Annotated in this window: 22 protein-coding genes; 13 read left to right on the forward strand and 9 right to left on the reverse strand. The window is 74.1% G+C overall.

What is annotated here, in order from left to right; genetic code table 11:
- The first annotated feature begins 265 nt into the window (after positions 1-265).
- From ACFW2G_RS01345 to ACFW2G_RS01365, 5 genes are all read left to right on the forward strand, one after another.
- A complete protein-coding gene (locus ACFW2G_RS01345; RefSeq protein WP_384580096.1) occupies positions 266-1,459 on the forward strand; it encodes a glycosyltransferase in 1,194 nt (397 codons plus the stop codon).
- 227 nt (positions 1,460-1,686) lie between these two features.
- The gene (locus ACFW2G_RS01350; protein ID WP_037921811.1) at positions 1,687-2,193 is read left to right on the forward strand and encodes a DUF6643 family protein; all 507 of its coding nucleotides are present in this window, start codon (positions 1,687-1,689) and stop codon (positions 2,191-2,193) included.
- Positions 2,194-2,245: 52 nt separating this feature from the next.
- On the forward strand, positions 2,246-3,070 hold the full coding sequence (locus ACFW2G_RS01355) for an MOSC domain-containing protein (protein ID WP_384580095.1): 825 nt from the start codon (positions 2,246-2,248) through the stop codon (positions 3,068-3,070).
- A gap of 453 nt (positions 3,071-3,523) precedes the next feature.
- On the forward strand, positions 3,524-4,135 hold the full coding sequence (locus ACFW2G_RS01360) for a hypothetical protein (protein ID WP_052030587.1): 612 nt from the start codon (positions 3,524-3,526) through the stop codon (positions 4,133-4,135).
- A 146-nt stretch (positions 4,136-4,281) separates the two neighbouring features.
- Positions 4,282-6,738, forward strand: coding sequence for a right-handed parallel beta-helix repeat-containing protein (locus ACFW2G_RS01365; RefSeq protein WP_384444898.1), 2,457 nt, complete (start codon positions 4,282-4,284; stop codon positions 6,736-6,738).
- Here ACFW2G_RS01365 and ACFW2G_RS01370 read toward each other — a convergent pair.
- Positions 6,689-9,082 carry a hypothetical protein gene (locus tag ACFW2G_RS01370; protein ID WP_384580093.1) on the reverse strand — a complete coding sequence of 798 codons (2,394 nt, stop codon included), beginning with the start codon at positions 9,080-9,082 and terminating at the stop codon, positions 6,689-6,691. The genes ACFW2G_RS01365 and ACFW2G_RS01370 overlap by 50 nt on opposite strands.
- Before the next feature lie 245 nt (positions 9,083-9,327).
- Between ACFW2G_RS01370 and ACFW2G_RS01375 the strand changes: the two genes are divergently transcribed.
- Positions 9,328-9,816: an SRPBCC family protein gene (locus ACFW2G_RS01375; protein WP_384444902.1), complete on the forward strand. Its 489-nt coding sequence runs from the start codon at positions 9,328-9,330 to the stop codon at positions 9,814-9,816.
- Here ACFW2G_RS01375 and ACFW2G_RS01380 read toward each other — a convergent pair.
- Positions 9,788-10,672 carry an MBL fold metallo-hydrolase gene (locus ACFW2G_RS01380; protein WP_384580091.1) on the reverse strand — a complete coding sequence of 295 codons (885 nt, stop codon included), beginning with the start codon at positions 10,670-10,672 and terminating at the stop codon, positions 9,788-9,790. The two genes, ACFW2G_RS01375 and ACFW2G_RS01380, sit on opposite strands and share 29 nt — an antisense overlap.
- A gap of 59 nt (positions 10,673-10,731) precedes the next feature.
- Here ACFW2G_RS01380 and ACFW2G_RS01385 point away from each other — a divergent pair, with 59 nt between their 5' ends.
- Positions 10,732-11,265, forward strand: coding sequence for a winged helix-turn-helix transcriptional regulator (locus tag ACFW2G_RS01385; protein WP_384580089.1), 534 nt, complete (start codon positions 10,732-10,734; stop codon positions 11,263-11,265).
- Here the strand turns inward: ACFW2G_RS01385 and ACFW2G_RS01390 are convergent.
- Positions 11,205-12,377 (reverse strand): PLP-dependent cysteine synthase family protein, encoded by a 1,173-nt coding sequence (locus ACFW2G_RS01390; RefSeq protein ID WP_384444908.1) that lies wholly within the window; start codon positions 12,375-12,377, stop codon positions 11,205-11,207. The two genes, ACFW2G_RS01385 and ACFW2G_RS01390, sit on opposite strands and share 61 nt — an antisense overlap.
- A 199-nt stretch (positions 12,378-12,576) precedes the next feature.
- Between ACFW2G_RS01390 and ACFW2G_RS01395 the strand changes: the two genes are divergently transcribed.
- Positions 12,577-13,125: an ATP-binding protein gene (locus tag ACFW2G_RS01395; protein ID WP_384444911.1), complete on the forward strand. Its 549-nt coding sequence runs from the start codon at positions 12,577-12,579 to the stop codon at positions 13,123-13,125.
- Between the two features lie 39 nt (positions 13,126-13,164).
- On the opposite strand, the gene ACFW2G_RS01400 is transcribed toward ACFW2G_RS01395, so the two are convergent.
- Both ACFW2G_RS01400 and ACFW2G_RS01405 read right to left on the reverse strand, forming a co-directional pair.
- On the reverse strand, positions 13,165-14,433 hold the full coding sequence (locus ACFW2G_RS01400) for an ROK family protein (RefSeq protein ID WP_384444912.1): 1,269 nt from the start codon (positions 14,431-14,433) through the stop codon (positions 13,165-13,167).
- Between the two features lie 43 nt (positions 14,434-14,476).
- Positions 14,477-15,133, reverse strand: a complete 657-nt coding sequence (locus ACFW2G_RS01405) for an alpha-ketoglutarate-dependent dioxygenase AlkB (RefSeq protein ID WP_037921788.1) — start codon at positions 15,131-15,133, stop codon at positions 14,477-14,479.
- 38 nt (positions 15,134-15,171) lie between these two features.
- Between ACFW2G_RS01405 and ACFW2G_RS01410 the strand changes: the two genes are divergently transcribed.
- Together ACFW2G_RS01410 and ACFW2G_RS01415 are read left to right on the forward strand one after the other, a co-directional pair.
- Positions 15,172-15,915 carry a maleylpyruvate isomerase family mycothiol-dependent enzyme gene (locus ACFW2G_RS01410; protein ID WP_037921786.1) on the forward strand — a complete coding sequence of 248 codons (744 nt, stop codon included), beginning with the start codon at positions 15,172-15,174 and terminating at the stop codon, positions 15,913-15,915.
- A gap of 139 nt (positions 15,916-16,054) precedes the next feature.
- Positions 16,055-16,582: a hypothetical protein gene (locus ACFW2G_RS01415; RefSeq protein ID WP_384444917.1), complete on the forward strand. Its 528-nt coding sequence runs from the start codon at positions 16,055-16,057 to the stop codon at positions 16,580-16,582.
- A gap of 46 nt (positions 16,583-16,628) precedes the next feature.
- On the opposite strand, the gene ACFW2G_RS01420 is transcribed toward ACFW2G_RS01415, so the two are convergent.
- Both ACFW2G_RS01420 and ACFW2G_RS01425 read right to left on the reverse strand, forming a co-directional pair.
- On the reverse strand, positions 16,629-17,585 hold the full coding sequence (locus ACFW2G_RS01420) for a spherulation-specific family 4 protein (RefSeq protein ID WP_384580087.1): 957 nt from the start codon (positions 17,583-17,585) through the stop codon (positions 16,629-16,631).
- Between the two features lie 164 nt (positions 17,586-17,749).
- Positions 17,750-18,448 carry a TetR/AcrR family transcriptional regulator gene (locus ACFW2G_RS01425; protein ID WP_384580085.1) on the reverse strand — a complete coding sequence of 233 codons (699 nt, stop codon included), beginning with the start codon at positions 18,446-18,448 and terminating at the stop codon, positions 17,750-17,752.
- A 168-nt stretch (positions 18,449-18,616) separates the two neighbouring features.
- Between ACFW2G_RS01425 and ACFW2G_RS01430 the strand changes: the two genes are divergently transcribed.
- The gene (locus tag ACFW2G_RS01430; protein ID WP_384580083.1) at positions 18,617-19,081 is read left to right on the forward strand and encodes a nitroreductase/quinone reductase family protein; all 465 of its coding nucleotides are present in this window, start codon (positions 18,617-18,619) and stop codon (positions 19,079-19,081) included.
- 321 nt (positions 19,082-19,402) lie between these two features.
- Here the strand turns inward: ACFW2G_RS01430 and ACFW2G_RS01435 are convergent, their stop codons facing one another.
- Positions 19,403-20,602, reverse strand: coding sequence for a geranylgeranyl reductase family protein (locus ACFW2G_RS01435; protein ID WP_037922819.1), 1,200 nt, complete (start codon positions 20,600-20,602; stop codon positions 19,403-19,405).
- Between the two features lie 348 nt (positions 20,603-20,950).
- On the opposite strand from ACFW2G_RS01435, the gene ACFW2G_RS01440 reads away from it, so the two are divergent.
- Positions 20,951-22,315: a dipeptidase gene (locus ACFW2G_RS01440; RefSeq protein ID WP_384580082.1), complete on the forward strand. Its 1,365-nt coding sequence runs from the start codon at positions 20,951-20,953 to the stop codon at positions 22,313-22,315.
- Positions 22,316-22,412: 97 nt separating this feature from the next.
- Positions 22,413-23,105, forward strand: coding sequence for an MBL fold metallo-hydrolase (locus ACFW2G_RS01445; RefSeq protein ID WP_384580079.1), 693 nt, complete (start codon positions 22,413-22,415; stop codon positions 23,103-23,105).
- Positions 23,106-23,183: 78 nt separating this feature from the next.
- On the opposite strand, the gene ACFW2G_RS01450 is transcribed toward ACFW2G_RS01445, so the two are convergent.
- On the reverse strand, positions 23,184-24,221 hold the full coding sequence (locus tag ACFW2G_RS01450; RefSeq protein WP_384580077.1) for an NUDIX domain-containing protein: 1,038 nt from the start codon (positions 24,219-24,221) through the stop codon (positions 23,184-23,186).
- Positions 24,222-24,390: the final 169 nt, after the last annotated feature.

The following is a 24,390-nucleotide window of genomic DNA, read 5'->3' on the forward strand; positions in this document are numbered from 1 at the left end:
CGGCCCGCACGCGGGGCTCCGGCGCGTCCGCCCGCCCTCCTCGCACCCCGGAGGGCGCCCCGGTGCCGAACACGGCGGCACCCACCGGGTCCCGGCCTTCGCCGGTGCGCCCACGCACGGCCGCATCCACCTGCGACCGCCGACCGGGGAGATGTCCCGGAGCCGGGGCGCCACCGCACCCCGCCCCGCCAGACCCCGCGCGAGGGGCGCCGCACCGGGAGGCCGGGTGCGGGACAGCGGCCCGGCTGCGCGGCACACTGCCGCCATGGGCCTCCTCACCGCCGCGTCCTTCGCCTCGCTCGCCGCATGGCTGTGGCTCACCCTCGCCCAGGGCATGTTCTGGCGCACCGACGTCCGGCTGCCCCCGCGCAGCGCCCCCGCGCGCTGGCCGTCCGTCGCCGTCGTCGTACCCGCCCGGGACGAGGCCGGGGTGCTGCCGCTGAGCCTGCCCTCGCTCCTCGCGCAGGACTATCCCGGTGCGGCCGAGATCGTCCTGGTCGACGACGGCAGCACCGACGGCACCGGCGCCCTCGCCGTCCGTCTGGCCGCCGAACGGCCCGGCCTCCCGCTCACCGTCGTCTCCCCCGGCGATCCCGCCCCGGGCTGGACCGGCAAGCTGTGGGCGCTGCGCCACGGCATCTCGCTCGCCCGGGCCGCGCAGGCCGGCGAGCCCGAGTTCCTCCTGCTCACCGATGCCGACATCGCACACGAGCCGGACAGTCTGCGCGCGTTGGTCTCCGCCGCGGTCTCCGCCGACCTCGACCTCGTCTCGCAGATGGCCCGGCTGCGCGTCTGCGGCATGTGGGAGCGCCTGGTCGTACCGGCCTTCGTGTACTTCTTCGCACAGCTCTACCCGTTCCGCCGGATCAACCGGCCCGGCGCGCGCACCGCCGCGGCCGCGGGCGGCTGCGTACTGCTGCGGACCCGGGCCGCCGTGCGGGCGGGGGTCCCCGACCGGATCCGCCAGGCCGTCATCGACGACGTCTCGCTGGCCCGCGCGGTCCAGGATTCAGGCGGCCGGATCTGGCTGGGGCTCGCGGAGCGGGTGGACAGCATCCGCCCCTACCCCGCGCTCGCGGACCTGTGGCGGATGGTCTCGCGCAGCGCGTACGCGCAACTGCGCCATCAGCCCCTGCTGCTGGCGGGGACGGTCGCCGGACTGGTGCTCGTCTACCTGGTGCCCCCGGCCGCCCTCCTGGCCGGCCTCGCGACCGGACGCCCCGCCACCGCGTGGGCCGGCGGTCTCGCCTGGCTCCTGATGGCCGGCACGTACGTGCCGATGCTGCGCCACTACCGCCAGTCCGCGGCGCTCGCGCCGCTGCTTCCGTTCACGGCGCTGCTGTACCTCCTGATGACCGTCGACTCGGCCGTCCAGCACTACCGCGGGCGGGGCGCGTCGTGGAAGGGCCGCACCTACGCCCGCCCGAGCGACGCCTGCCCCGGCGAACCACCATCCTGACCGGGCGTCATCCGAGGTCACCGCATTGTGACGCTGCGTCAGCAAGAAGTCGGTGCAACGCGCAACCGTTGGGTACGAGTTAGACCAAGGTGGGATGGAAGTGACCAAATCGCGCACGTGAACGTCAAGTGAAAGCTGTGGCTCTGACCTGCGAATATGCAGGTCAGCGCGGTGTTGACGGCACCTCGCTATAGACCCCGCGAATTCGTGGGCTTAACTTATGTCTCATGACCTCCCCCCGCTCCACTTATGGCGGCGGTTACTACTCCGCGCCCTCCTTCCCGGACACCCCCATCTACGACTCTCTCGTCGCAGAACGGGGCACTCCGCAGATCGCCCCGATCCGCGTCCCGGCCGCCTACGAGTCCCCGAGCGCGGGTTATTCGAGCGGCGGATACCTGCCGGCCCTGCCGTCGGCCCTGCCCGCACTGCCGGCTGCCACCCCTCAGCAGCAGGCTCCGTCATACGGGTACCCCTACCAACAGCAGGCCGCTCCGCAGCCGATGCCGCTGCAGAACGCACCCGCTCCCTACATTCCGCAGCAGCAGCCGGTCGCGGCCCGGGCCGGGTTCGTGTCGCAGCCCCAGCCCCAGCAGCCCCGCCCGGCGGCCATGGCCACCGGCTACGAGGCGATGCGCCCGGCCGCGCCGCGGCCCATGCAGGTGTCGGCTCCGGCCGCGGGGTCCTCGTACGAGGACCCCTACGGCCGCCCCTACCAGGGCCGCGGCTACTGACCGAGCCCCTCGCGCGCGCCGGGACGGCGGAGCGGGCTGGCAGTATGCCCTCATGTCGAAGTTGCACGTCCAGGCGCTCCACGTCCACCCCGTCAAGTCGGTAGCCGGCACCTCACCCGACGAGGCGGCCGTGGAGCCCTGGGGTCTGTCCGGGGACCGGCGGTGGGCCCTGATCGACCCCGAGGGGACGGTCGTCACCCAACGCCGCCATCCCCGGCTGGCCCTGGCTTCCGCACGACCGCTGGGCGGCGGCCGGATCGCGGTGGCCGCTCCGGACATGACGGAGCTGGTCGTGGAGGTGCCCGAGCCGGGTCCACTGGAGCCGGTGTCGCTGTTCGGGAAGAAGGTCGAGACCGTGGTCGCGGCGGGGGCCGCGGCCGACTGGTTCAGCACGTATCTCGGGGTACCGGTCCGGCTGGTGCACCTGGACGACCCGGCCGTACGGCGTCCGGTGGATCCGGACTACGCACTCCCGGGTGAGACGGTGAGCCTGGCCGACGGCTATCCGCTGCTGCTCACCACACTCGCCTCGCTGGACGCCCTCAACGCGCTCATCGCGCAGGGGGACCATCCCGATGAGGGCCCGCTACCCATGGACCGCTTCCGTCCCAACGTGGTGGTCTCGGGGGCCCAGGCCTGGGCGGAGGACGACTGGCAGCGCATCGCCATCGGGGACGCGCTGTTCCGCGGGGCGCGCGAATGCGGCCGGTGTGTCGTCACCACCACCGACCAGCGGACGGCCGAGCGGGGCAGAGAGCCATTGAAGACCCTGGGCAGGCACCGGCGGATCGGCAGGTCGCTGGCTTTCGGGCGGCTGCTGGTGCCGCTACGGCCGGGCACCCTCCAGGTGGGCGACGAGGTCCGCGTCCTGGCTTGACGGGCCGCCCGCGGGTGACGCCCGAACCACCGGAATGACACCTTCGGGGGGCTCCTTCGCCGAGCTGGAACCAACCGGCGCGACCAGGCCGTTGGAGCAGTCAGAACAGGTGGGCACCCGCTCGGGCAGTGACACCGGAAGACCGGTCCGGATCGGGTGGCACATGTCTCGTGCGTCCCGGAACGCGTCCCCCGGGGCAGGCGGAGGGCGTGGGCGCGCACAGACGGAGACTGGCGCTAGGGGGGGTGTCTTGTCGATCAGGGCGTATCAGGGAGCGGCGCACGGCGCCATGGGGTCTGACCAGCCCCGCGGGGCCGAGGAGAAGCATCGCGGGGCGGACGGGGCAGGCGGCCCGGAGCGTCGCCGGACGAGGACGGCGCGGCGGGGCGGGGCGCCGTGCGCCGCGAGCCCGACGCGGCCGGCAGGGCACCCGTCGGCAGGGGGAGCCTGACCGTGAAGACAGCGATGGGAGTGTGGCGCTGGCGGCGCAATCCGCTGCGCCGGCCGACCGATCTCTTCGAGGCATGGGTGGCGTTCGCAGCGCTCGTGTGCGTCGTGGTGGTGGCTCCGGCCATCGGCTGGGTGGCGGGCCTGCGTGTGGACGCCACGCTGCAGCGGGCCGCGCACGAGCAGCGGCAGGAGCGTCATCTCGTCCCGGCTGTGGTCGTCCGGCCCGCCCCGGAGCAGGCCGGGGAGGTGTCCGCCGACTCCTCGGCACAGCGGACCGCCCCCCGGCGCACGCAGATCGTGGCCGCGTGGACCGCGCCCGACGGCAGCAGCCACCAGGGCACGGTGCCGGCCGCGGAGGAACCGCCGCGCCCCGGGGACCGGTTCCGCATATGGACCGACGCACGGGGTCGCCTGGTGGGACAGCCGCTCGACCCATCGGCCGCCTCCTTCCACGCGGGGACGGCGGGTCTGGCCGCCGCGGCCGGGGTGGCCGTCATGGCCGTGACGGTCCGCCGCCTGGTCGTACGACGGCTCATGCACCGTCGGTACACACACCTGGACCGGGCATGGGCGGCCGTCGGGCCGGACTGGGGCAGGGCGGACGCCGGTGGCTGACCTGGCGGCCCATCCGCTCCGCGCGCGCTACGGTGGAGCGGCCGGACCGGTCGCTCCCGTGGCAGCAGTCTCTCAAGTGGCCTCGGACATCAGCGGCTCCGGCCGCATCGGCAGCGCGAGCACGAGGGTGGGGGCACGACAGCACCATGGTTCAGGGCACGGTCCAGGTGACGCACGGCGGCTCTTCGCGGTGGCGGCGCCGCTCCGGTGAATATCCGACGCTGGCCGCCGCGCTCGCCGTCGCGGGCGACGGGGACGTGCTGTCCATCGCCCCGGGCACCTACCGGGAGAACCTGGTGCTGCAGCACGCGGTCACCCTGCGCGGGCCCGAGGACGGGTCGGGATCGGTGCGGATCGCGCCGCTCGACGGCGTCGCACTGACCCTGCGCGCCTCGGCCGTGGTGCAGGACCTGTACCTGGAGGGCCAGGACCGGGCGGCCCCGGCGCTGCTGATCGAGGACGGCTCCCCCGAGCTGAGCGACCTGCGCGTGAGCACGCACTCGGCGGCCGGTATCGAGGTGCGCGGCCCCGGCGCCCGGCCGCTGGTGCGCCGCTGCACCGTGGAGAACCCGGCCGGCGTAGGCATCGCCGTACTGGACGGCGGTGGCGGGGTCTTCGAGGAGTGCGAGGTCGTGGCCTCGGGACAGACCGGGTTCTCCGTCCGCGGCGGCGGCCGGCCCCGGCTGGAGCGCTGCCGCATCCACCACTCCACGGGCGCGGGCATCGCCGTCACCGGCGAGGGCTCGGGCCTGGAGGCGCTGGGCTGCGAGGTGTACGAAGTACGGGGGGCCGGGGTGCAGATCGCCGCACGGGCCGCCGCCCGCCTCACCGACTGTGCGGTGCACCGCACCTCGGCCGACGGGGTCACGCTCGACACCGATGCCGTGCTCGCCCTGGCCGGGTGCGATATCCACGACATCCCGGAGAACGCGGTCGACCTCCGGTCGCGTTCGGTGCTCACCCTCAGCCGCACCTCCGTGCGCCGGTTCGGGCGCAACGGCCTGTCCGTGTGGGACCCGGGCACCCGGGTGGACGCCGAGTCCTGCGAGATCCACGACAGCACGGGCGACTATCCGGCGGTGTGGGTCAGCGACGGAGCCTCCGCCTCGCTGGACTCCTGCCGGGTGCACGACGTGCCCGACGCGCTCTTCGTACTGGACCGAGGGTCGGCCGTCGAGGTCACCGACAGCGATCTGTCCCAGGTCCGCAACACCGCGGTCTCGGTGAGCGACGGGGCCACGGCGCGGCTCGACGACTGCCGCATCCGCGAGGCGGGCACCGGGGCCTGGTTCCGCGACCACGGCAGCGGCGGCACCCTCGCCGGCTGCACCGTCGACGCCGTGCAGACCGGTGTGATCGTCACCAAGGGCGCCGACCCGGCCCTGGAGCGCTGCACGGTCACCTCACCGGCCGAAGCCGGCTTCTACGTGTCGGCGGGCGGCCGCGGCACCTTCACGGCCTGCCGGGTGACGGACAGTTCCGGTTTCGGCTTCCACGTCCTCGACGGCTGCCGCACCACGCTGAAACGCTGCCACACGGAGCGCTGTGCCCGCGGCGGCTACGAGTTCGCGGAGGACGGGCCCGTCGCCGAGGAGTGCACCGGCGACGGGTCGGGCCCTCGGCAAACGGCCCAGCCCGCCGCGGGCGGCCTCGCCGGGGTGCAGACCGCAATCCGCCCGCAGGCCGCGGAGCGCAGCCCAGTGGCGCAGCCGGCACCGGCGGCCCGGGCGTCCGTTCCTCGGCCCGCGGACCCGGAGCGGGCCGGGGCTCCGGAGGCCGCAGCGCGGCCGTCCGACGCAGTGTTGGGGCAGCTCGACGGGCTGGTGGGCCTGGACAGCGTCAAACGCGAGGTGCGGGCGCTCACCGACATGATCGAGGTGGGCCGCCGGCGGCAGCAGGCGGGCCTGAAGGCCGCCTCGGTGCGGCGCCATCTGGTCTTCACCGGCTCCCCCGGCACCGGGAAGACCACGGTCGCCCGGCTGTACGGCGAGATCCTCGCCTCCCTCGGGGTGCTGGAGCTCGGGCACCTGGTCGAAGTGTCCCGCGTGGACCTGGTGGGCGAGCACATCGGATCCACGGCGATCCGCACGCAGGAGGCCTTCGAGCGGGCGCGCGGCGGGGTGCTGTTCATCGACGAGGCGTACGCGCTGGCCCCGGAGGACTCGGGGCGGGACTTCGGGCGCGAGGCGATCGACACGCTCGTGAAGCTGATGGAGGATCACCGGGACGCGGTGGTGGTGATCGTCGCCGGGTACACGGCGGAGATGGAACGCTTCCTGACCGTGAACCCGGGCGTGGCCTCACGGTTCTCGCGGACCATCGCCTTCGGCGACTACGGCCCGGGGGAACTGCTACGGATCGTGGAACAGCAGGCGGAGGAGCACGAGTACCGTCTCGGGGAGGGCACGGCCGAGGCGCTGCTGGCGTACTTCACGGCGCTGCCCAAGGGTCCGGCCTTCGGAAACGGCCGCACCGCGCGCCAGACCTTCGAGTCGATGGTGGAGCGGCACGCGGGGCGGGTGGCCCAGCTGTCGGAGCCGGACACGGACGAGCTCACCCTGCTGTTCCCGGCGGATCTGCCGACGCTGCCCGCCTCTTGCTGACCCCGGGGCGCTGGTCCGGTACTCCCCCGGCCGGCGCCGGGCGGGGCTCCGCGGCCCGGACCGGCCCCTCCAGCCGGGTGAGCAGAGCGGCGCGTTCGGCGGCGAAGGCCGGGTCCGCCTGGTAGTCGGCGTGCCCGAGGATCGGTGCGGGCAGCGGGTGGCGGGCGCTGCGCCCGTAGGCGAGCGGGTCGGCGAGCGGGCCGCGGTCCACCTCCGGCGAGTCCGGGCCGGGGAGCGCGGGCCCGCCGATGGGGTCGGTGGCCCGCCAGAGGTTGCGCCAGCAGTCGACGTCGCGGTGCAGCGCGGTGAGCTGTCCGGAGCCGAAGTAGGCGGGGAACCAGCGGCCGTAGAGGCGGGCGAGCGGGGAGCCGTAGGTGAGCAGCGCGACGCGTCGGCGGACGGAGGGCGGCAGCTGCCAGACGGCCGCTGCGGCGAGCACGCTGCCCTGCGAGTGGCCGGAGATCACCAGCCGCCCGCCGGTGCGGCCGGTCCAGCCGGCCATCCGCCAGGTCAGGTCCGGGACGGCCCGCTCGGCGTAGCACGGAGGTGCGAAGGGGTGGGCCGCGCGCGGCCAGAAAGTACCGACGTCCCACAGGATCCCTATGGTCCGCCGGGCGGCCGGGTCCCGGTAGGCGCGTCGCCCCCAGGCCGCGAAGAGCGCGATACCGAGGCCGATGAGCCAGGACCCGGCGTCCTGGGCGGCGCGGGCGGCGGCTTCCAGTAGCGGCGGGCCCCCGCGGGCGGCTTCACCCGGGACCCGTCCGGTGAGCCAGGCTCCGGCCAGGGCTCCCGCGCCGAGCACCAGGGTGATCCCGGAGACGGCGCCGACGAACCAGGGCGCGGAGTCGGTGAGTGCGGCGGTCGTCCGCGCCCCGGCGATGCGCCGGCTGCGCGCCTCGTCCGGACTCTCTCCCGGGTATTCGGCGGCGATGGCGGTGGCGAGGCGGCGCCGGGCGCGGGTCGCGCGCACGGCGAACCAGGCGGCGAGCAGCGCCAGTACGACGAGCAGCGGCGGCAGGACGGCGGCCTGCCAGGAAAGCAGGACGGGGGGCCCGGCCAGCGGTGCGCCCGGCATCCCGGGGGTGGCCCCGCCGTCCATCCAGTCGGCGACCCGCTGGGCGACCCCGCCGGACATCACACCGCCGAGGGCGCAGCCGAGCATGGCGACGGCGGGGCCGCCCAATCCGCGCAGGGCGGCCGCCGGATCGTGGGCCCTGCGGTGCAGGTGGCGGGCGACGGAGGCGAGGGCGAGCACGCACAGGCCCTGGCCGAGCATGATGACCCCGAAGGCGAAGTCGCCCGGGAGTCGCCCGGTGGAGGTCCAGCCCGGGCGTGACCAGCAGGCGTGCAGGAGGACGGCGGTGAGCAGGGCGAAGGCGGCGCCGGGGAGCAGGCTGACGGCGGCCCGGTCGAGGCGGTGGTCGGGTCGGGCTTCGGTGCGTCCGCGCCGGCAGACGACCCAGGCGACGGTGACGGCCCCGGCCGCGAGGAGGGTCTGGGTGATCCAGCCGAGGAGTTCGAGGGCGGGGGAGGTCACCGCGGCCCGGCGGTCCTGGGCGGCGGTGGGTGCGGAGACGGCCACCGCGACGGTGAGCAGCCCGGCCGCGGTGTGCGCGGCTCGCAGCCGGGCGACGATACGGCGCCCGTACCAGAACCCGGGGCGGCCGAGCGCGGGCGCGGTGTCGCAGGCGGTGTCCGGGTCGGCGGCCCCGGCGGGCGGCGGCTGGGATTCGTAGGCGCTCCAGGTGCGGTTCGACAGGAACCAGAGCAGTCCGGTCAGCGCGGTGGGGACCAGCGCGCCGAGGGCGAGGCGGCGCCCGGGCTGCGACCACCAGCCGCCGCCGTCGGGGGCGAGGAAGCCGAGCCGGGAGTCGGGCGCGGTGCAGGTCGCGGAGCCCGCGCACTGCCAGGCGGCGAGGTCGAGCGCGACCTCGCAGGCGGCCGCGATCAGCAGGACGGTCAGGCTGAGCGCGAGGATCCGTACGAGGACTCCGTAGGTGCGCACCGCGCGCGGCGCGGGGGCGTCGGCGGGCCCGGCCGGCCGGGCCCAGTGGGCGAGGTTGACGACCATGAAGGGCAGGAGCAGCAGCCACAGGGCGCGGGCTCCGTTGCCGGAGGTGAGCCGGGACCAGCAGTAGGCCTCGGGGACGGGCAGTCCCGCGTACCGCTCGGGGTGGGCTTCGGCATCGGCGTCCTCGGCGCGGCGGAACACGGCCGCGGTGGAGTCGCCCGTGACGCGGACGGTGCGCGGGTCGCCGAGCAGTTCGGCCGGGGATGCTCCGGCGACACCATGGACGAGGAGTTCGAGGGCGGGAGGCGGGTCGGGCTGGGGGCGGTCGGGCACGGAGGCCTCCGCTCGCGGGGGGCTGCGGCCGCTCCAGGATCCCGCGCGGCGGGGGTCCTGCCCAGGCCCCGTACGGGGGAACCGCCGTGCGAGGGGAATGCGGGGAGAACGCGGGACAGTCACGGGGAAATCGGGCAAGACAGCGAGCGGAGACATCGTGGGCGGATCGCAGCGGACATCTCGTGGACGCACGGCTATGGTGACGCGCACGTCCGTCCCGATCACCGCTCCCGGAGGTATCGCCCATGGATCGCCGACTCCGCCCGGTGGAGCTGGACTTCATCGACGACGCGCCCGTCCGGCTGGTGTTCGCCGCCGAGGCCGCGGCGCCGCCCGAAGCCGTGTACCGGGCGCTCGCCCGCGAAGTGGCCGACTGGCCGCACTGGTTCAGGGCGGTGACGCTGGCCCGCCCCGCGCGCGGCGGAGCGGGCCGCGAGATCAGGCTGCTGGGAGGGGTGCGCATGCAGGAGACGATCATGGCTGCGGAGCCCGAACGGCGTTACGCGTACCGGGTCGACACGACCAACGCCCCCGGCGTCCGTGCCCTGCTGGAGGAGTGGCGGCTTGCTCCGGCCGGCTCGGGCACGCACGTCCGCTGGACCTTCGCCGCGGACGGTCCGACCGGGTTCCGGCTGGCCCTGACGGCCGCCCGCCCGGGCCTGGGCCACTCGTTCCGGACGGCGGTGCGCACCCTGGACGCCCGCCTCAGCGCCCGCCGTTGGAGCGGCCGGTGACGGCGGCGAGACGGGCGTACTCCCACGGGTCGTGGGCGCTGAAGACGGTGACCTCGTCGCCGTGGTCGCGGACGAGGTCGCGCAGCCGGTCGCGGGTCGCGATGCGCGCCGCGGCGTCCGTCTGCGCGCCCTGCTGGACCGGTTCGAAGACGGGGTGGGCGAGCGGCGGGGTCTGTTCGAGTTCCGCGTGATGGGTGTACGCGTCGCCCGCGTGCAGCAGCCAGCGGCCGTCGTCGTCGCGGACCGCCACGCCCGCGTGTCCGGCCGAGTGACCGGGCAGCGGCACCAGCAACAACGCGCACCCCATACCCTGCGGTCGCGCCACACCCGGGAAGCCGAACCATGTCGTGCGTCCGTCCGCGGTCGCCGGGGTCAGCAGCGGGCCGTGCGCCCGGTGCTCGGACATGAAGCGGTCGAGGCTGTGCCGGTGGTGCACGGCCGCCGGGTCGGTGACGGCCCGGTACTCGTCGGGGTGCACGTGCACCCGCACGTGGGGGAAGTCCGCCAGCCCTCCCGTGTGGTCCCGGTGCAGGTGGGTGACGACGATGTGCCGCACGTCCCGCGGCTCGTACCCGAGGCGGGCGAGCTGGTGCAATGCGGTTTCCCGCGGATCCAGCACGGGCTCGGCGTAGGCCACCCAGTCCGCGCCCAGCGCCCGGTCGGGCTGCCGCAGGTCGGCGGTGCCGAGCCCGGTGTCGACCAGGACCGGTCCGTCGGTGTCCGTCTCGATGACCAGGCAGTGGCAGACGGCGGGCAGCGCGCGGTGCGCGGCGCCGGCCGGGTGCGGTGTCCGGAGCGGTGTCCCGAGCGGTGGAATCGTCCGGAGTGAACCGCAGTTGAGATGATGGATGCGCACAAGGGCCCCCTGAAGGTATGCGGGCGGGCTGTTCGCCATGGACGCTATGAGGGGCTTTCGTGACTCACCAAACGGTTGGACACGCGCCGGAGGACGCCCTGGACGGCCGGCGCTGCCCGTCTGCGGACAGCCCGGCAGCGGACAGCCCGGCGGCGGACGGCTTCCCGGCGCAGGGCGCGCTGGCGGACTGCCCGGACGGCACCCTCGTCCCGCCGGCCGGTGCGCCACACTGCCCGGTCGACGTCACCCTCGCCGCGCTGGCCGGCCGGTGGACGCCCCTGGTCCTGCGGGAGTTCCTGCGCCGCGGCCGGGCCACGTACTCCGAGCTGTCCGCCGCCCTGCCCGCACTGTCGGACAAGGTCCTCTCGGACCGGCTGGCCCAGTTGACCCGGGTGGGCGTCATCGAGCGCCACCGCATCCCCGGCTGGCCTCCCCGGGTCCGCTACGTCCTCACCGGCCGGGGCCGCGCCCTGGAACCGGTGGTGCACAGCATGTGGGAGTGGGGCAGCGCCCAGGACGCCCCGTGGGGGTCTCAGGCGGCCGGTTCGCGCCAGACGCCGGTCGTCAGCAGTGTGTCGAGGGTCTCGGCGTAGGGGGCGAGGTCGAGCCCCTGCGCCGCCACCCATGCGTCGGAGTAGTACTTGTCGAGGTAGCGGTCGCCCGGGTCGCACAGAAGCGTGACGACGCTTCCGGTACGGCCCTCCGCCACCATCTCCGAAACGATCTTCAGGGCGCTCCAGAGGCCGGTGCCGGTCGAGCCGCCCGCCTTGCGCCCTATGGCCGTCTCCAGCGCGCGGCAGGCGGCGACGCTCGCCGCGTCCGGGACCTTCATCATCCGGTCGATGGCGCCGGGTACGAAGCTCGGCTCCATCCTCGGGCGGCCGATGCCCTCGATGCGCGAGCCGCAATCGCTCCTGGCGTCCGGGTCGTTGCGGGTCCAGCCCTCGAAGAAGCAGGAGTTCTCCGGGTCCGGGACACAGATGCGGGTGTCGTGCTGCATGTAGTGCACGTAGCGCGCGATGGTGGCCGAGGTGCCGCCGGTGCCGGCGGTCGCGACGATCCAGGCGGGCTCGGGGAAGCGCTCCAGCCTGAGCTGCTGGTACATGGACTCGGCGATGTTGTTGTTCCCGCGCCAGTCGGTGGCCCGCTCCGCGTAGGTGAACTGGTCCATGTAGTGCCCGCCGGTGCGGGCGGCGAGCTCCGCCGATTCCTCGTACATCTTCATCGGGTCGTCCACGAAGTGGCATGCGCCGCCGTGGAATTCGATCAGGCGGCACTTCTCCGGGCTGGTCGTGCGCGGCATGACGGCGATGAACGGGACGCCGATCAGTTTGGCGAAGTACGCCTCGGAAACGGCGGTCGAGCCGGACGATGCCTCGATGACGGGGCGGCCCGGCCGTACCCAGCCGTTGCACAGGGCGTAGAGGAACAGCGAGCGCGCGAGGCGGTGTTTGAGGGAGCCCGTCGGGTGCGTGGACTCGTCCTTGAGGTAGAGGTCGATGCCCCATGCCTCGGGCAGCGGGAACTTCAGCAGGTGCGTGTCCGCCGAGCGGTTCGCGTCGGCCTGAACCTTGCGCACGGCCTCTTTGAGCCAGGCGCGGTAGTCCGCGTCACTGCGGTCGACGTCGACGGTCGTGGCGGTCGCCCCGGTGCCGGTCCCGGTGCCGGGGTTGCCTGTGATGTCGGTGGTGCCGGTGGTGCTCATGCGCCGTGCTCCTTCATGGTTCCGCTTCGCCTTCTCCTTTCGCAATGTACCTCTCCCACCTGCACAAATAGTCACTTTGGGTATCTATGCGGATCGCTTTCGATCGCGTTCGGTTGCACTGCGCGGCACCGTGGGTGACCCTGGTGGAGGATTACCGAGGGTGCAGCACCCGTAACACTCATGTCGGGGAGTCGCAGCCGTGATCAGTCATTCCCGCAGGCACTGCGTCGTCGAACTGCAGGCCTTGCCGTCGCGGATCGGCCAGATCCGCAGAATCGTCTCGGCCCAGCTGCGCCACTGGCAGCTCGATCCGCTCATCGACGTCGCCACGCTCGGCGTGACGGAGTTGTTGAGCAACGTCCACCGCCACGCACAGCCGGACAAGACCTGCGTCGTCGAGATCGAGTTGCGGCTCGGCCGGCTCACGGTCTCGGTCATCGACAGCGATCCGCGGCTTCCCGTGCTACGCCCGGCGCAGGCCGGACCGCTGGAGACCTGCGGACGCGGGCTCGCCCTCGTGGCGGCCCTCAGCCAGGCCTGGGGGGTCCGTGAACGGCCCGACGGACCGGGCAAGGTGGTCTGGTTCTCCCTGACGGCGGCGCCCGCGCCGGTGGCACCGCAGCGCCCGGTCTCGATCGCGGCCAGGCCGGTACGGGAGCCCGCGCGCACGCTGGTCGTGGCCCTCGATCCCGGCTCCGCCCCGGCGGCGCTGGCGGTGCCCTCACCGGTGGCCGTGCACCCCGGCTGACCGTCTTCCCCGACGGGAGCGCTCCCGGGCCGTGATGTCCTAGGCGAGGGCTCCCAGGGGGTCGTCGAGCACCGGCTGCCAGGCCAGTTCCGCCGCGCCGACCAGGCTGTTGTGGTCCAGCGTGCACGGCAGGATCGGCACACCACCGCTGCGTCCCCACAGACTGCGGTCCGCGACGACCGCGCGGAGCCGCTCCGGGTCCGCGTGGAGCAGTTCCCGGTGCAGCCCGCCCAGGATGATCCGGTCCGGGTTCAGGATGTTCACCAGCCCCGCGAGGCCCAGGCCGAGCCGGTCGATCAGCTCCTGCACGGCCGCACGTACCGCCGGTTCCTCGGGTTGCTCGCGCAGCAGGTCACGGGCCTGCTGCAACAGCGACACCTCGGGGCCGGGGCTGCGGCCCGCCGCGGTCAGGAAGGCCAGCGGGTCCGCCTCCACGTCCAGGCAGCCGCGGCCGCCGCAGTGGCAGGCCCGCCCCTCGGGATTCACGGTGAGGTGGCCGACCTCCAGGGCCAGCCCCGAACTGCCGCTGTGCAGGCGGCCGTCCAACACCAGGGCGCCGCCGACGCCGCGGTGCCCGGTGGCCACGCACAGCAGGTGCTGTGCGCTGCGCCCGGCGCCGTGCCGGTGCTCGGCGAGCGCCGCGAGGTTGACGTCGTTCCCGGTGAGAGCCGGGCCGTCGATCCCGGCGGCCTTCACGCACTCCGCGAAGATGTCCCGTACCGGGGAACCGGCCGGCCAGGCCAGGTGCAGCGGGTTCAGAGCCGTGCCGTCCGGCTCGGCGACGGCCGACGGGACCGCCAGCCCTGCGCCGACGCAGCGGCGGCCGCTGTCCGCGAGCAGTTCCGCGCCCGCCTGGACGACCGCGCCGAGCACCTGCGCCGGATCCGCGGAGACGGTGACCTTGCCCGGTGCGGTGGCCACGATCCGGCCACCGAGCCCGACCAGGGCGGCCCGGAAGCCGTCCGAGTGCACCTGGGCGGCGAGCGCCACCGGCCCGTCCTCGGCCACCGAGAGCCGGTGCGAGGGACGGCCCTGGCCGCCGCCCGTACCGCCCGAGGCCCCGGGGCGGGAATCGACCCGGATCAGCCCGAGCGCCTCCAGCTCGGCCGCGACCGCGCCTGCGGTGGCGCGGGTGACCCCCAGCTCGGCCGTCAGGACCGCACGGGTGGGGGCGCGACCGGTGTGGACGAGCTCCAGCGCCGGACCGAGCGCACCGCGACCCCGTTCCAGCCTGGTCCGCGCCCCCGCGCTCGACACCGATGGCGTGGTCGCGTCCCCCACCCTCTGCGGGGCCCCGTTGCCGTTCATGGCATCGATCCTCGCATGATCGGAGGGCGGAGGACGCCGCCCCTCAGCCGAGCCCGCCGACCCGCAGCGTGATGTTGAGCCGCCCGGTCAGCCCCAGCGTCCGCGGACCCGTGCCCGGCAGCACCTTCGGCACCCCGTGGTAGGCCGACCGGCTGGGGCCGCCGAAGACGAACAGGTCCCCGCTGCGCAGCTCGACGTCCCGGTACGGACGCCCGCGGGTACCGGTGTTCCCGAAGCGGAAGAGGCAGCTGTCGCCGAGGCTGAGGGAGACCACCGGCGCCGGGGACTTCTCCTCCGCGTCGCGGTGCATGCCCATGCGGGAGTCCCCGCGGTAGAAGTTGATCAGCGCGATGTCGTAGGCGGCCGCACCCGGGTCGGGCGCCACCCCGTAGGCGGCGGCCACCGCCTGCCGACCGAGGTCGGCGAGCCAGTCCGGCATCGGCTTGACCGGTGCGCCGTCGCCGTCGACGGCGGTACGGGCGTAACCGTACGGGTACCAGTGCAGGCCCAGGCACACCTGCCGGGCGGTCATCGCCCCGCCGCCCGGGGTGCGTACCGTGCGCAGGCCGGCCGGCGGGCGGGCCCACTCGCGGCAGGCCGCCAGCAGCTCGTCCTGCCGGCCGGTGCCGAGCCAGTCGGGCACGTGCACCGCGCCGGGGGCGATCACGGTCCGCTCGCGCGGAAAGAGTTCCCCGTCCACCCCTCCATTGTCGGTGCCGGGGCTGCGAGACTCCCGGTATGGAGATCACTGAATACGTGAAGACCCTCGCCCGGGAGGGCGAGCTGCTCGCCGAAGCGGCCGAACGGGCCGGTACGGACGCCCTCGTCCCTTCCTGTCCGGGCTGGCACGTCACCGACCTGCTGCGGCACACCGGAGCGGTGCACCGCTGGGCGACGGGGTACGTCGCGGAGCGGCAGCTGGAGCCGATGGGCCTGCCGCAAGCACCGGAACTGGTCGGCGGCGAGCTCCTGGCCTGGTTCCGGGAGGGCCACGCCGACCTGGTGCGGACCTTGACCGACGCCCCGGCCGACGTGCAGTGCTGGACCTTCCTGCCGACCGCTCCGCCCTCGCCGCTGGCGTTCTGGGCCCGGCGTCAGGCCCATGAGACCACCGTGCACCGGCTGGACGCGGAGAGCGCGCTGGGGGTCGCCTTCTCGCCGCCGGCGCCGGAGTTCGCGGAGGACGGGGTGGAGGAACTGCTCACCGGCTTCCACGCGCGGCCGCGCAGCCGGGTGCGGACCCCGGAGCCGCGGACCGTGCGGATCCGGGCCGCGGACACGGGCGCGGTGTGGACCGTGCACCTGTCTCCGGCACCGCCGCGCACGGTGCCGGGCGACCTGGGCGATCCGGTCGACTGCGAGGTGACCGGCGAGGCCGCCTGGCTGTACGCGGCACTGTGGAACCGGCTGCCCCTGGCGGGTCCTGGGGTGACGGGCGACCTGTCGCTGGCCGCGCTGTGGACGGAGACGGCCGGAATCTGACCGGCGGCCGGAGCGGGCGGCCGGGCGCCGGCCGGCGTCCCCTCCCGGCCTCCCGCCCGGCCTCCCGCCTGTGCCCCGGCTGGGAGGCCTCCCGGACGAGCGGTTATGGTCACTTCCTCGACGATCACGGGGGTGGCGGATGTTCGGTTCCACATGGCGCGGCGCGGCGGTGGCCGCGGTGTTCCTGGCAGGGTTCGCGGTCTCCTGCGACGCGGATCCGGCTACGCCGGCCACGCCGGCCACGCCTTCGGTATCCACGGCGCCCCCGGCGGAGTCGGCCTCCGCCGCCGCGACGCCCCCCGTCCCGTCAGCGCCCCCGGCGAGCGGCGGACCGGGCGCCTCCACCCTTCCCGGGACCCCGCCGGAGAAGGTCCGGGACGCCTTCGCCGGGCTCCAGGCGACGCTGAACGACGCGTGCACGCCGGCCGACTGCGCCTACTTCCTCGGGCGGGTCCACGACGAACTCCACCGCCTGGACGCGGCGATGAAGGCGGACCCGAAGGGCCCCGGGCACTTCCCCGAACCGATCGCGCTGATCGCGAAGCTCGATGCGGAGCTCGGCGGCGACCGGACTTTCGGGAACCTCAAGGCGCACCAGACGCTGCTGATCGGCACGCGCGACAAGATCAACACCTGGATGCAGGGCCACCCGGACGACTACCGCTGACCCCGGCCGCGGGCGACCGCGCCGGCCGCCGCGGCGGCGGGACGTCCTAGCCGAGGGTGGCCGCGTAGCCGGTCTGCGCGCCGTACTGCCAGGTCGGGCCCGCGTTCCAGGGGTTGGGCATGACCGTGTCGGTCGCGTAGGCGTAGCCCGCGCCGCGGTCGAAGGCCGTGCGGAGGGTGGCGCGCATCGCGGCGTCGCCCGGGACACCGTGGACCAGGTGCCAGAAGGCCGTTCCGCTCGGGTCGAGTTCGGTGCCGGGACGGTAGCCGGAGTCGTGGTCGAAGACGTTGCCGCCGAGCCATCCGGCTGCGGTGTAGGCGGCGTAGGTGTCCTCGTAGGTGACGAAGACGTCGGCGGTGCGGTGGGCGGGCTCCAGGTAGCAGTCGGCTATGGCCGTGCCGGGGTTGTTGACCACCAGGTCGGGGACGTCCGGGTCCGCGGCGTTCATGGTGTCCTGGACGTAGCGGCGCAGCTCGGCATAGTGGTCGCGGGTTGCGTTGTCGGGTCCGCAGTCGCGGCTGACGACGTCGAAGAAGATGCCGTCGACGTGGAGACGGCCGTCGGGCGTCTTGAGGTAGTTGTCGACGGAGGCCTTGACGGCGGCGATCTCGCGGTTGCCGTGGTCGGTGTGGACGTACCCGAGCACCTTGGTCCGCTCACCGGTGGAGGTGGTGCGGGCACGGAGCGCGTCGGCGCGGGCCCGCCAGGGAGCACCGAAGGGGGCGTCGCCGTTGCCCGGGTTCAGGACGACCACGGAAGGGGCCGGGGCGGTGGCGGTGAGGTCGGCCAGCATCCGGTCGTCCGCCATCACGTACGCGGGGACGGCGATCTCCAGGCCCCGCACACCGGGCATCCGGGGTGTGGGAGGCGGACCGGGCGCCGGGGCGGCGGCGGGAGCGGGCCCGGCGGATGCTTCGCGCGGCGGCGCGCCGACGGACGGCGCCGGCGCGGCCAGGAGGAGGGTGGCCAGGACGGCGTACAGGGCCTTCTCGGCGCGAGGCATGAACGTTTCCTCCGGTGGAGGCTCTGCGGGGGACTCGACGAACACTAGACGGGCGGCCCGTCGTTCAAGGCTGAACCTCCCGCATTGGCCCGAGGAACAGGCGAGCGAGCCATCGCCCCATCACGTGAATTCCCGCGGGAGCACACTCCTCGCACGCCCTGCTGTCATACGACCGGAAGACCGACCCCGTGCGCCAGTTGGCCGGCCGCGTGCGTGAAGAAGGCGGACCGTTCCTCGACGACGCCGTTGAACTGGCCGAACAGCTCGAAGGACACGAGCCCGGCCAGCTGCGCCCAGGCGGCGACAAGGGCGGCGACGACCTCCGGGGGCAGGCCCTCGGCGAAGTCGGCGGCCATCCGGGCCGCTTCGGGGCCGAGGGCGGGCGGCAGCGGGGGGAGGGCGAGACCGCGCCCCTCGTAGGCGGCTCGGACGACGCCGATCAGGACGTTGCCGACCCGGGAGGCGGGTCCGACGGTATCGGCGGGGGCGCTGTAGCCGGGTACCGGGGAGCCGTAGACGAGGGCGTATTCGTGGGGACGCTCCAGCGCCCACGCGCGGACGGCCTCGCACACGGCGATCCAACGGCCGCGGGGCGCGGCGCCGGCGGCGAGGGCGCGGGCATCGGCTGCCTCGGCGGCCGAACCGAGGCTGTCGTACGCGTCGATGATGAGCGCGGTCAGCAACTCGTCGCGGCTCGGGAAATAGCGGTAGAGCGCGGAGGAGACCATGCCGAGCTCGCGGGCGACGGCGCGGAGGGAGAGTTTGGCGGCCCCCTCGGCCGCGAGCCGGCGGCGCGCCTCGTCCTTGATGGCGGCGGCGACCTCGATGCGGGCCCGTTCCCTGGCCCCTCGCACGGTGTTCATGGGAGCCAGTGTGCCACGCGGCGGAGCACTGCCCAGGAATCAGTCCACCGCTCCACTGAGAGAGCACTGCTCTTGCTCTGGTGCACCGATCCGATGCACACTGGCTCAGCAAGAGCAGTGCTCTCGTAACGCAGAAGACGGCGATGCCGAAGACGGCCGGAGGTCCCCGTGAACGCGCCCAGCACCCCGTACTACGCCCAGGCCGGCCCTTTCGCCGCCCGCTTCAACTCCCTCCTGGGGAAGCTGGCCCGCTTCGGTATCAGCCTGGCCGGCAGCGCCGAGCTCGCCGTGCGCGGGCGTACGTCGGGCAAGATGCAGCGCATCCCGGTCAATCCGCACCGCTACGCGGGCGGGGAGTACCTCGTCTCGGCCCGCGGCCACTCCCAGTGGGTCCGCAACATGAGGGCCGCGGGCGGGGGTGAGCTGCGAGTGGGGCGCAAGGTACGTGCGTTCACCGCCGTCGAGATCACCGACCCGGTGGAGAAGGCCGCGATCCTGCGCGCCTACCTGGAGAAGTGGGGCTGGGAGGTAGACCGGTTCTTCCGCGGCGTCGACGCGAAGGCGTCGGACGCGGAGCTCCAGGCGGTCGCCGGCGACCACCCCGTCTTCCGGATCGTCCCGGCATCGAGCTGAAACCGCGCGGGCCGGCCTCGGGGGCCTCGGAGCCCGGCGCCGGACGCAGGTGGCCGGGCGGCCCTCAGCCCTCAGCCCTCAGCCCTCAGCCCTCAGCCCGGCAACGACTGCTCTCCCACCCCCGGATCCGGCGCCCGGCCCGGGGCATGTCCGCCCGGATCCGGACGCCATGCCCCGCAGGGCCGGGGGAAGCACCGTGCGGCGCCGGCCCCCAGGCCCGCGCCACACGCGGGACGCGCCACCCGGCGGGCGCAACGCCGGCCGGACGGCGCACCTGGTGCCCGGCACCGTCCGCCGGCGGAATCCGCGGGCAGACCGGGCCTACGCGCGGTTGCCGGTCCGGGCCGCTGCCTGCCGCGCGTCCAGCGCGTGCAGGGCCCTGCGCGCCAGCGGAGAGGTACGCACCATGTCGGCCAGGGTCGTGGCGCCGCGCGTGATGCGGGCGAAGGCCCGCCACGCCGGACGGAACCCTGTGATCGCAGCGTGCAGCAACCCCGGCCGGGCCTCGAAGACGGTCAGCATCCGCTTGCCGACCCCCATCTCTGCCCCCAGCCCCGCCTTCACCGCGAAGGCGTAGTTGAGGGCCTGGCGGCGGGCGTCCACCGCGTCCTGCGCCTCGGCGATCTTCACGGCCCACTCCCCCGCGAGCCGCCCCGAGCGCAGCGCGAAGGAGATGCCCTCACGGGTCCACGGCTCCAACAGTCCGGCCGCGTCACCGGCCACCAGGACCCGACCGCGGGAGAGCGGCGAGTCCGGCTTGCGACACCGGGTCAGATGCCCGGAGGAGACGGCCGGTTCGAAGCCGGCGAGTCCGAGCCGGGCGATGAAGTCGTCCAGGTACCGCTTGGTCGCGGCCCCTTCGCCCTTGGCCGAGATCACCCCGACGGTGAGGGTGTCCCCCTTGGGGAAGACCCAGCCGTAACTGCCGGGCAGCGGGCCCCAGTCGATCAGCACCCGTCCCTTCCAGTCCTCCGCCACCGTCGCGGGGACGGGGATCTCTGCCTCCAGGCCGAGGTCCACCTGGTCCATCTCGACACCCACGTGCGCGCCGATCCGGCTCGCGCTGCCGTCCGCACCGACCACGGCACGCGCCAGGACGGTCTCCCCGTCGGCCAGCACCACCGCGACGGTCCGCCGGTCGGGCACGGCCGCCCCGTGCTGCTCCACGCGGGTCACGGCGGTTCCCGTACGGACGGTGGCGCCCGCCTTCTCCGCCTCCGCGACCAGGCCGGCGTCGAACTCGGGCCGGTTGATGAGCCCGAACAGCATGTGCTTCGAGCGCCGGGTGCGGGCCAGCTTGCCGTCCATCGAGAAGGTGACCGCGTGGATACGGTCCTTGAGGGGCAGGACGAAGCCCGGCGGGAGCGCGTCGCGCGAGGGGCCGATGATGCCCCCGCCGCACGTCTTGTACCGGGGCAGTACGGCCTTCTCCAGCAGCAGGACGCGGCGCCCCGCCGTGGCTGCCGCGTACGCGGCCGAGGAACCGGCCGGCCCCGCGCCCACCACGACCACGTCCCACACCTCGCCGGATGCCCCGGCCACCTCGTCGTCCGCCCCCTGCCCGGCCGGGCCCGCGCCCTTGCTCGTGCCCACGCCTGCGCCTGCGTCTGCGTCCGCGTCCGCGTCCGCGCCCATGCCTGCGCCTTGCTCCGCACCTGCGTCGCGTACGTCGTCGTCGCTGCTCACGATGTGTTGCTGCTCCTGATCACCCGGTTGCTCCGATGCCGGGGAAATCCTACGGCGAGACGCCGCCCCACCCCCGCTGTGCGAGGATCGGGACTGTCTTTTGCCGTACCCGGCATACGCACGCCCCGCACCTGCGCGGGACGCGTACACGGATACAACGTCGCACCCAAAAGGAGCGTGCCCATGTCCCAGAATCCGATCGCCGAGACCATCGCCTCGCTGATGCCCCGCGCGAAGCGGGAGCTGACCGAGCTGGTGGCCTTCCAGTCGGTGGCGGATTGGGCGCAGTTCCCGCAAAGCGAGAGCGAGGCCGCGGCGAACTGGGTCGCCGACGCCCTGCGCGCCGAGGGCTTCGGGGACGTGGCGCTGCTCGACACCCCTGACGGCACCCAGTCGGTGTACGGCTTCCTGCCGGGCCCCGAGGGCGCGCCGACGGTCCTGCTCTACGCCCACTACGACGTGCAGCCGCCGTTGGACGACGCCGCCTGGATCTCCCCGGCCTTCGAACTGACCGAGCGCCAGGGCCGCTGGTATGGACGCGGTGCGGCCGACTGCAAGGGCGGGTTCATCATGCACCTGCTCGCGCTGCGCGCCCTGAAGGCCAACGGCGGTGTGCCGGTCGGTGTGAAGGTCATCGTCGAGGGCTCCGAGGAGCAGGGGACGGGCGGCCTCCAGCAGTACGCGCAGGCCCACCCCGAGCTGCTGACCTCCGACGCCATCGTCATCGGCGACGCGGGCAACTTCCGTCTCGGCCTGCCGACCGTGACCGCCACCCTGCGCGGCATGTGCCTGCTCAAGGTGAAGATCGACACGCTGGGCGGCAACCTGCACTCCGGCATGTTCGGCGGCGCCGCGCCCGACGCGCTGGCCGCGCTGATCCGGGTGCTCGACTCGCTGCGCGCCGCGGACGGATCAACGACCGTGGACGGCCTCGCCTCGGACGCGGTGTGGGAGGGCCTGCAGTACCCGGAGGCGGACTTCCGCGCCGACGCGAAGGTCCTGGAGGGTGTCGAGCTGATCGGCGAGGGCACCGTCGCCGACCGGTTGTGGGCCCGCCCGGCCGTCACCGTCCTCGGCATCGACTGCCCGCCGGTCGTCGGCGCGACGCCCTCGGTGCACGCGAGCGCGGGCGCCCTGATCAGCCTGCGCGTGCCGCCGGGCGTGGACACCGCGCAGGCCATCAAGCTGCTCCAGGCCCATCTCGAGGCGCACACGCCGTGGAAGGCCCGCCTCGAACTGGAGGTCGTCGGGCAGGGCCAGCCTTTCCGGGCGGACACCGGCAGCCCGGCGTACGCGTCGATGCGCACGGCCCTGGAGGCCGCCTACCCCGGCCAGGAGATGCAGATCAGCGGCATGGGCGGGTCGATTCCGCTGTGCAACACGCTGACGTCGTTGTACCCGCGGGCGGAGATGCTGCTGATCGGGCTGAGCGAGCCGGAGGCGCAGATCCACGCGGTCAACGAAAGCGTGTCGCCGGAGGAGCTGGAGCGCCTGTCGGTGGCCGAGGCCCTCTTCCTCGTGAACTACGCGGAGTCCAGGCGCGCCTGATCCGGGCGGTGCCGGCCGCCGCGTTTCCGCCCCGGGCGTGCTTCGCTCATGGTGAAGCCGCCTGCCCGGGGCGGCGGGGCGCCCGTACGTTCACGGCATGGACCTTGTCGACGTACTCCCGAACCGGCTCCACATGCTCCGCTTCCCCATCGGTCAGGCCTATCTCTGGCGGGACGGCGAGGCGCTGACCCTCGTCGACGCGGGTCACGCCGGATCCGCGGCGGAGATCGAGGGGGCGATACGTTCGCTCGGGCTGCTGCCCGAGCACCTGCGGCGGATCGTGCTGACGCACTGCCACCGCGACCACGTGGGCGCGGCCCGTGAACTCGCGGCCCGCTGGGGGGCGTCGGTGTTCGCGCACCGGCTGGACGCTCCGGTGGTCCGGGGTGAGCGGCCCGTCCCCGAACCGGTGCTGCTGGAGTGGGAGATCCCGTTGTACGAGCACGGTCTGACCGTCCCTGAGGCCCCGCCCACACGGGTCGACCGGGAGTTGGAGGACGGGGACGCGCTGGAGTTCGGGGACGGGGCGTACGTGGTGCACGCCCCGGGCCACACCGACGGCAGCATCGGCATCCACCTGCCGCGCCACGGCGTGCTGTTCGCGGGGGACTGCATCGCCGCCGTCGGTCCGCCGATGTTGGGGGTGTTCAACGTCGACCGTGGCCGGGCCGTGGAGTCCTTCCGGCGATTGGCCGGGCTCGCGCCGTCGGTCGCCTGCTTCGGCCACGGGGACCCCCTGACGGTGGACACCGCCTCCGTCCTGGCCGATGCTGCGGCCGGAGCCGCCTGAGCCCCGGCCCGGGGCGAGTGAGCGGCGACGGCACGGGGCACGCGGGCGGCCGACCGAGCCCGCGGAAGAGGGGCTGCCTCAGCCGGTGGGGACGCCCGCCTCCAGGTACAGGGGGCGGGCCCGTTCCCGGGCGCGCAGGGCCCAGCGCAGGCGTTCGTAGCGGTGCTGCGGCAGCAGCTCCGCGGCCTCGGTCTCGGTCACGAAGCGCCAGGCCCGCAGTTCGGGACCGGGCAGGCGGAGGCGAGCCGCCGTTTCTTCCGGGAGGCGGCCGCCGTCGAAGAGCAGGCGCAGCCCTCCGTAGCCGGGGGGCTGCGGGCGTTCCCAGTCGACGACGAGGAGCCCCGGCGCCCGGTCCAGTACGAGGCCCAACTCCTCGGCGACCTCCCGTACTCCGGCGCGGGCGGGTGCCTCGCCCGCCTCCACGACGCCTCCCGGGAACTCCCAGCCGGCCTTGTACGTCGGATCCACCAGCAGTACCCGGTCGCGCTCGTCGAAGAGCAGCACCCCGGCCGCCACGGTCTCCCGCGTGGGCTCCGGGGTCTGCACGATGTCGCAGACCCGGGCGGTCTCGGAGCGGACGGCTTCGGCGATGCGCTCGGCGGTCTCCCGCACGGTCAGGGGACCGTTGTCGATGACGTGCGCGTCGCCGGTGAGCCAACCGAGGGCCTCCTGGTAGGCGGGGATGTGGTCGTAGGCCCACTGTCGGACCCGGATGTCCACGTCCTCGGGGGCCCCCGGTTCCGTGCGGGTCTCGATGCGCTTGCGCAGGATCGTTTCAGCAGGCGCGAGCAGCACATGCCGTACCGGTATCCGCCGGGCTGCCAGCCCGCCGAAGATCTCGTCCCGGTACTCCTGCTGCAACAGCGCCATCGGGACCACGAGCACCCCGCCCACCTCGGCCAGCATCGCCGCGGCCGTTTCCACCACCAGCCGCCGCCAGCTGGGCAGGTCCTGGTAGTCGGTCACCTCGGCCAGCCGTTTGGGCGGAAGCAGCAGCCGCAGCGCGTCACCGATGAGCTCCGGGTCGAACAGCGTGCTGTCCGGGAGGATTCCGGTCAGTTCACGGGCCGTGCTGGTCTTCCCGGCGCCGAACGTACCGTTGATCCAGACAATCACGTCTACCCCTCTCCCCATGGCTCGTCCGAAGCCCCCAGTGGCTTGCCCGCCCCACCCTGTCACGGAAACCTCACTATCGGCCGAGTGCTTATCCTCGAGGTCACGGCCCGCGCGCCCGCCCGGGCAGCTAGGGAGGAATCGCGACAGTGCCCCACAACCGCCGCCCGTC

It is taken from the genome of Streptomyces sp. NPDC058880, from assembly GCF_042742535.1.
In the GTDB taxonomy this organism is placed as follows: domain Bacteria; phylum Actinomycetota; class Actinomycetes; order Streptomycetales; family Streptomycetaceae; genus Streptomyces.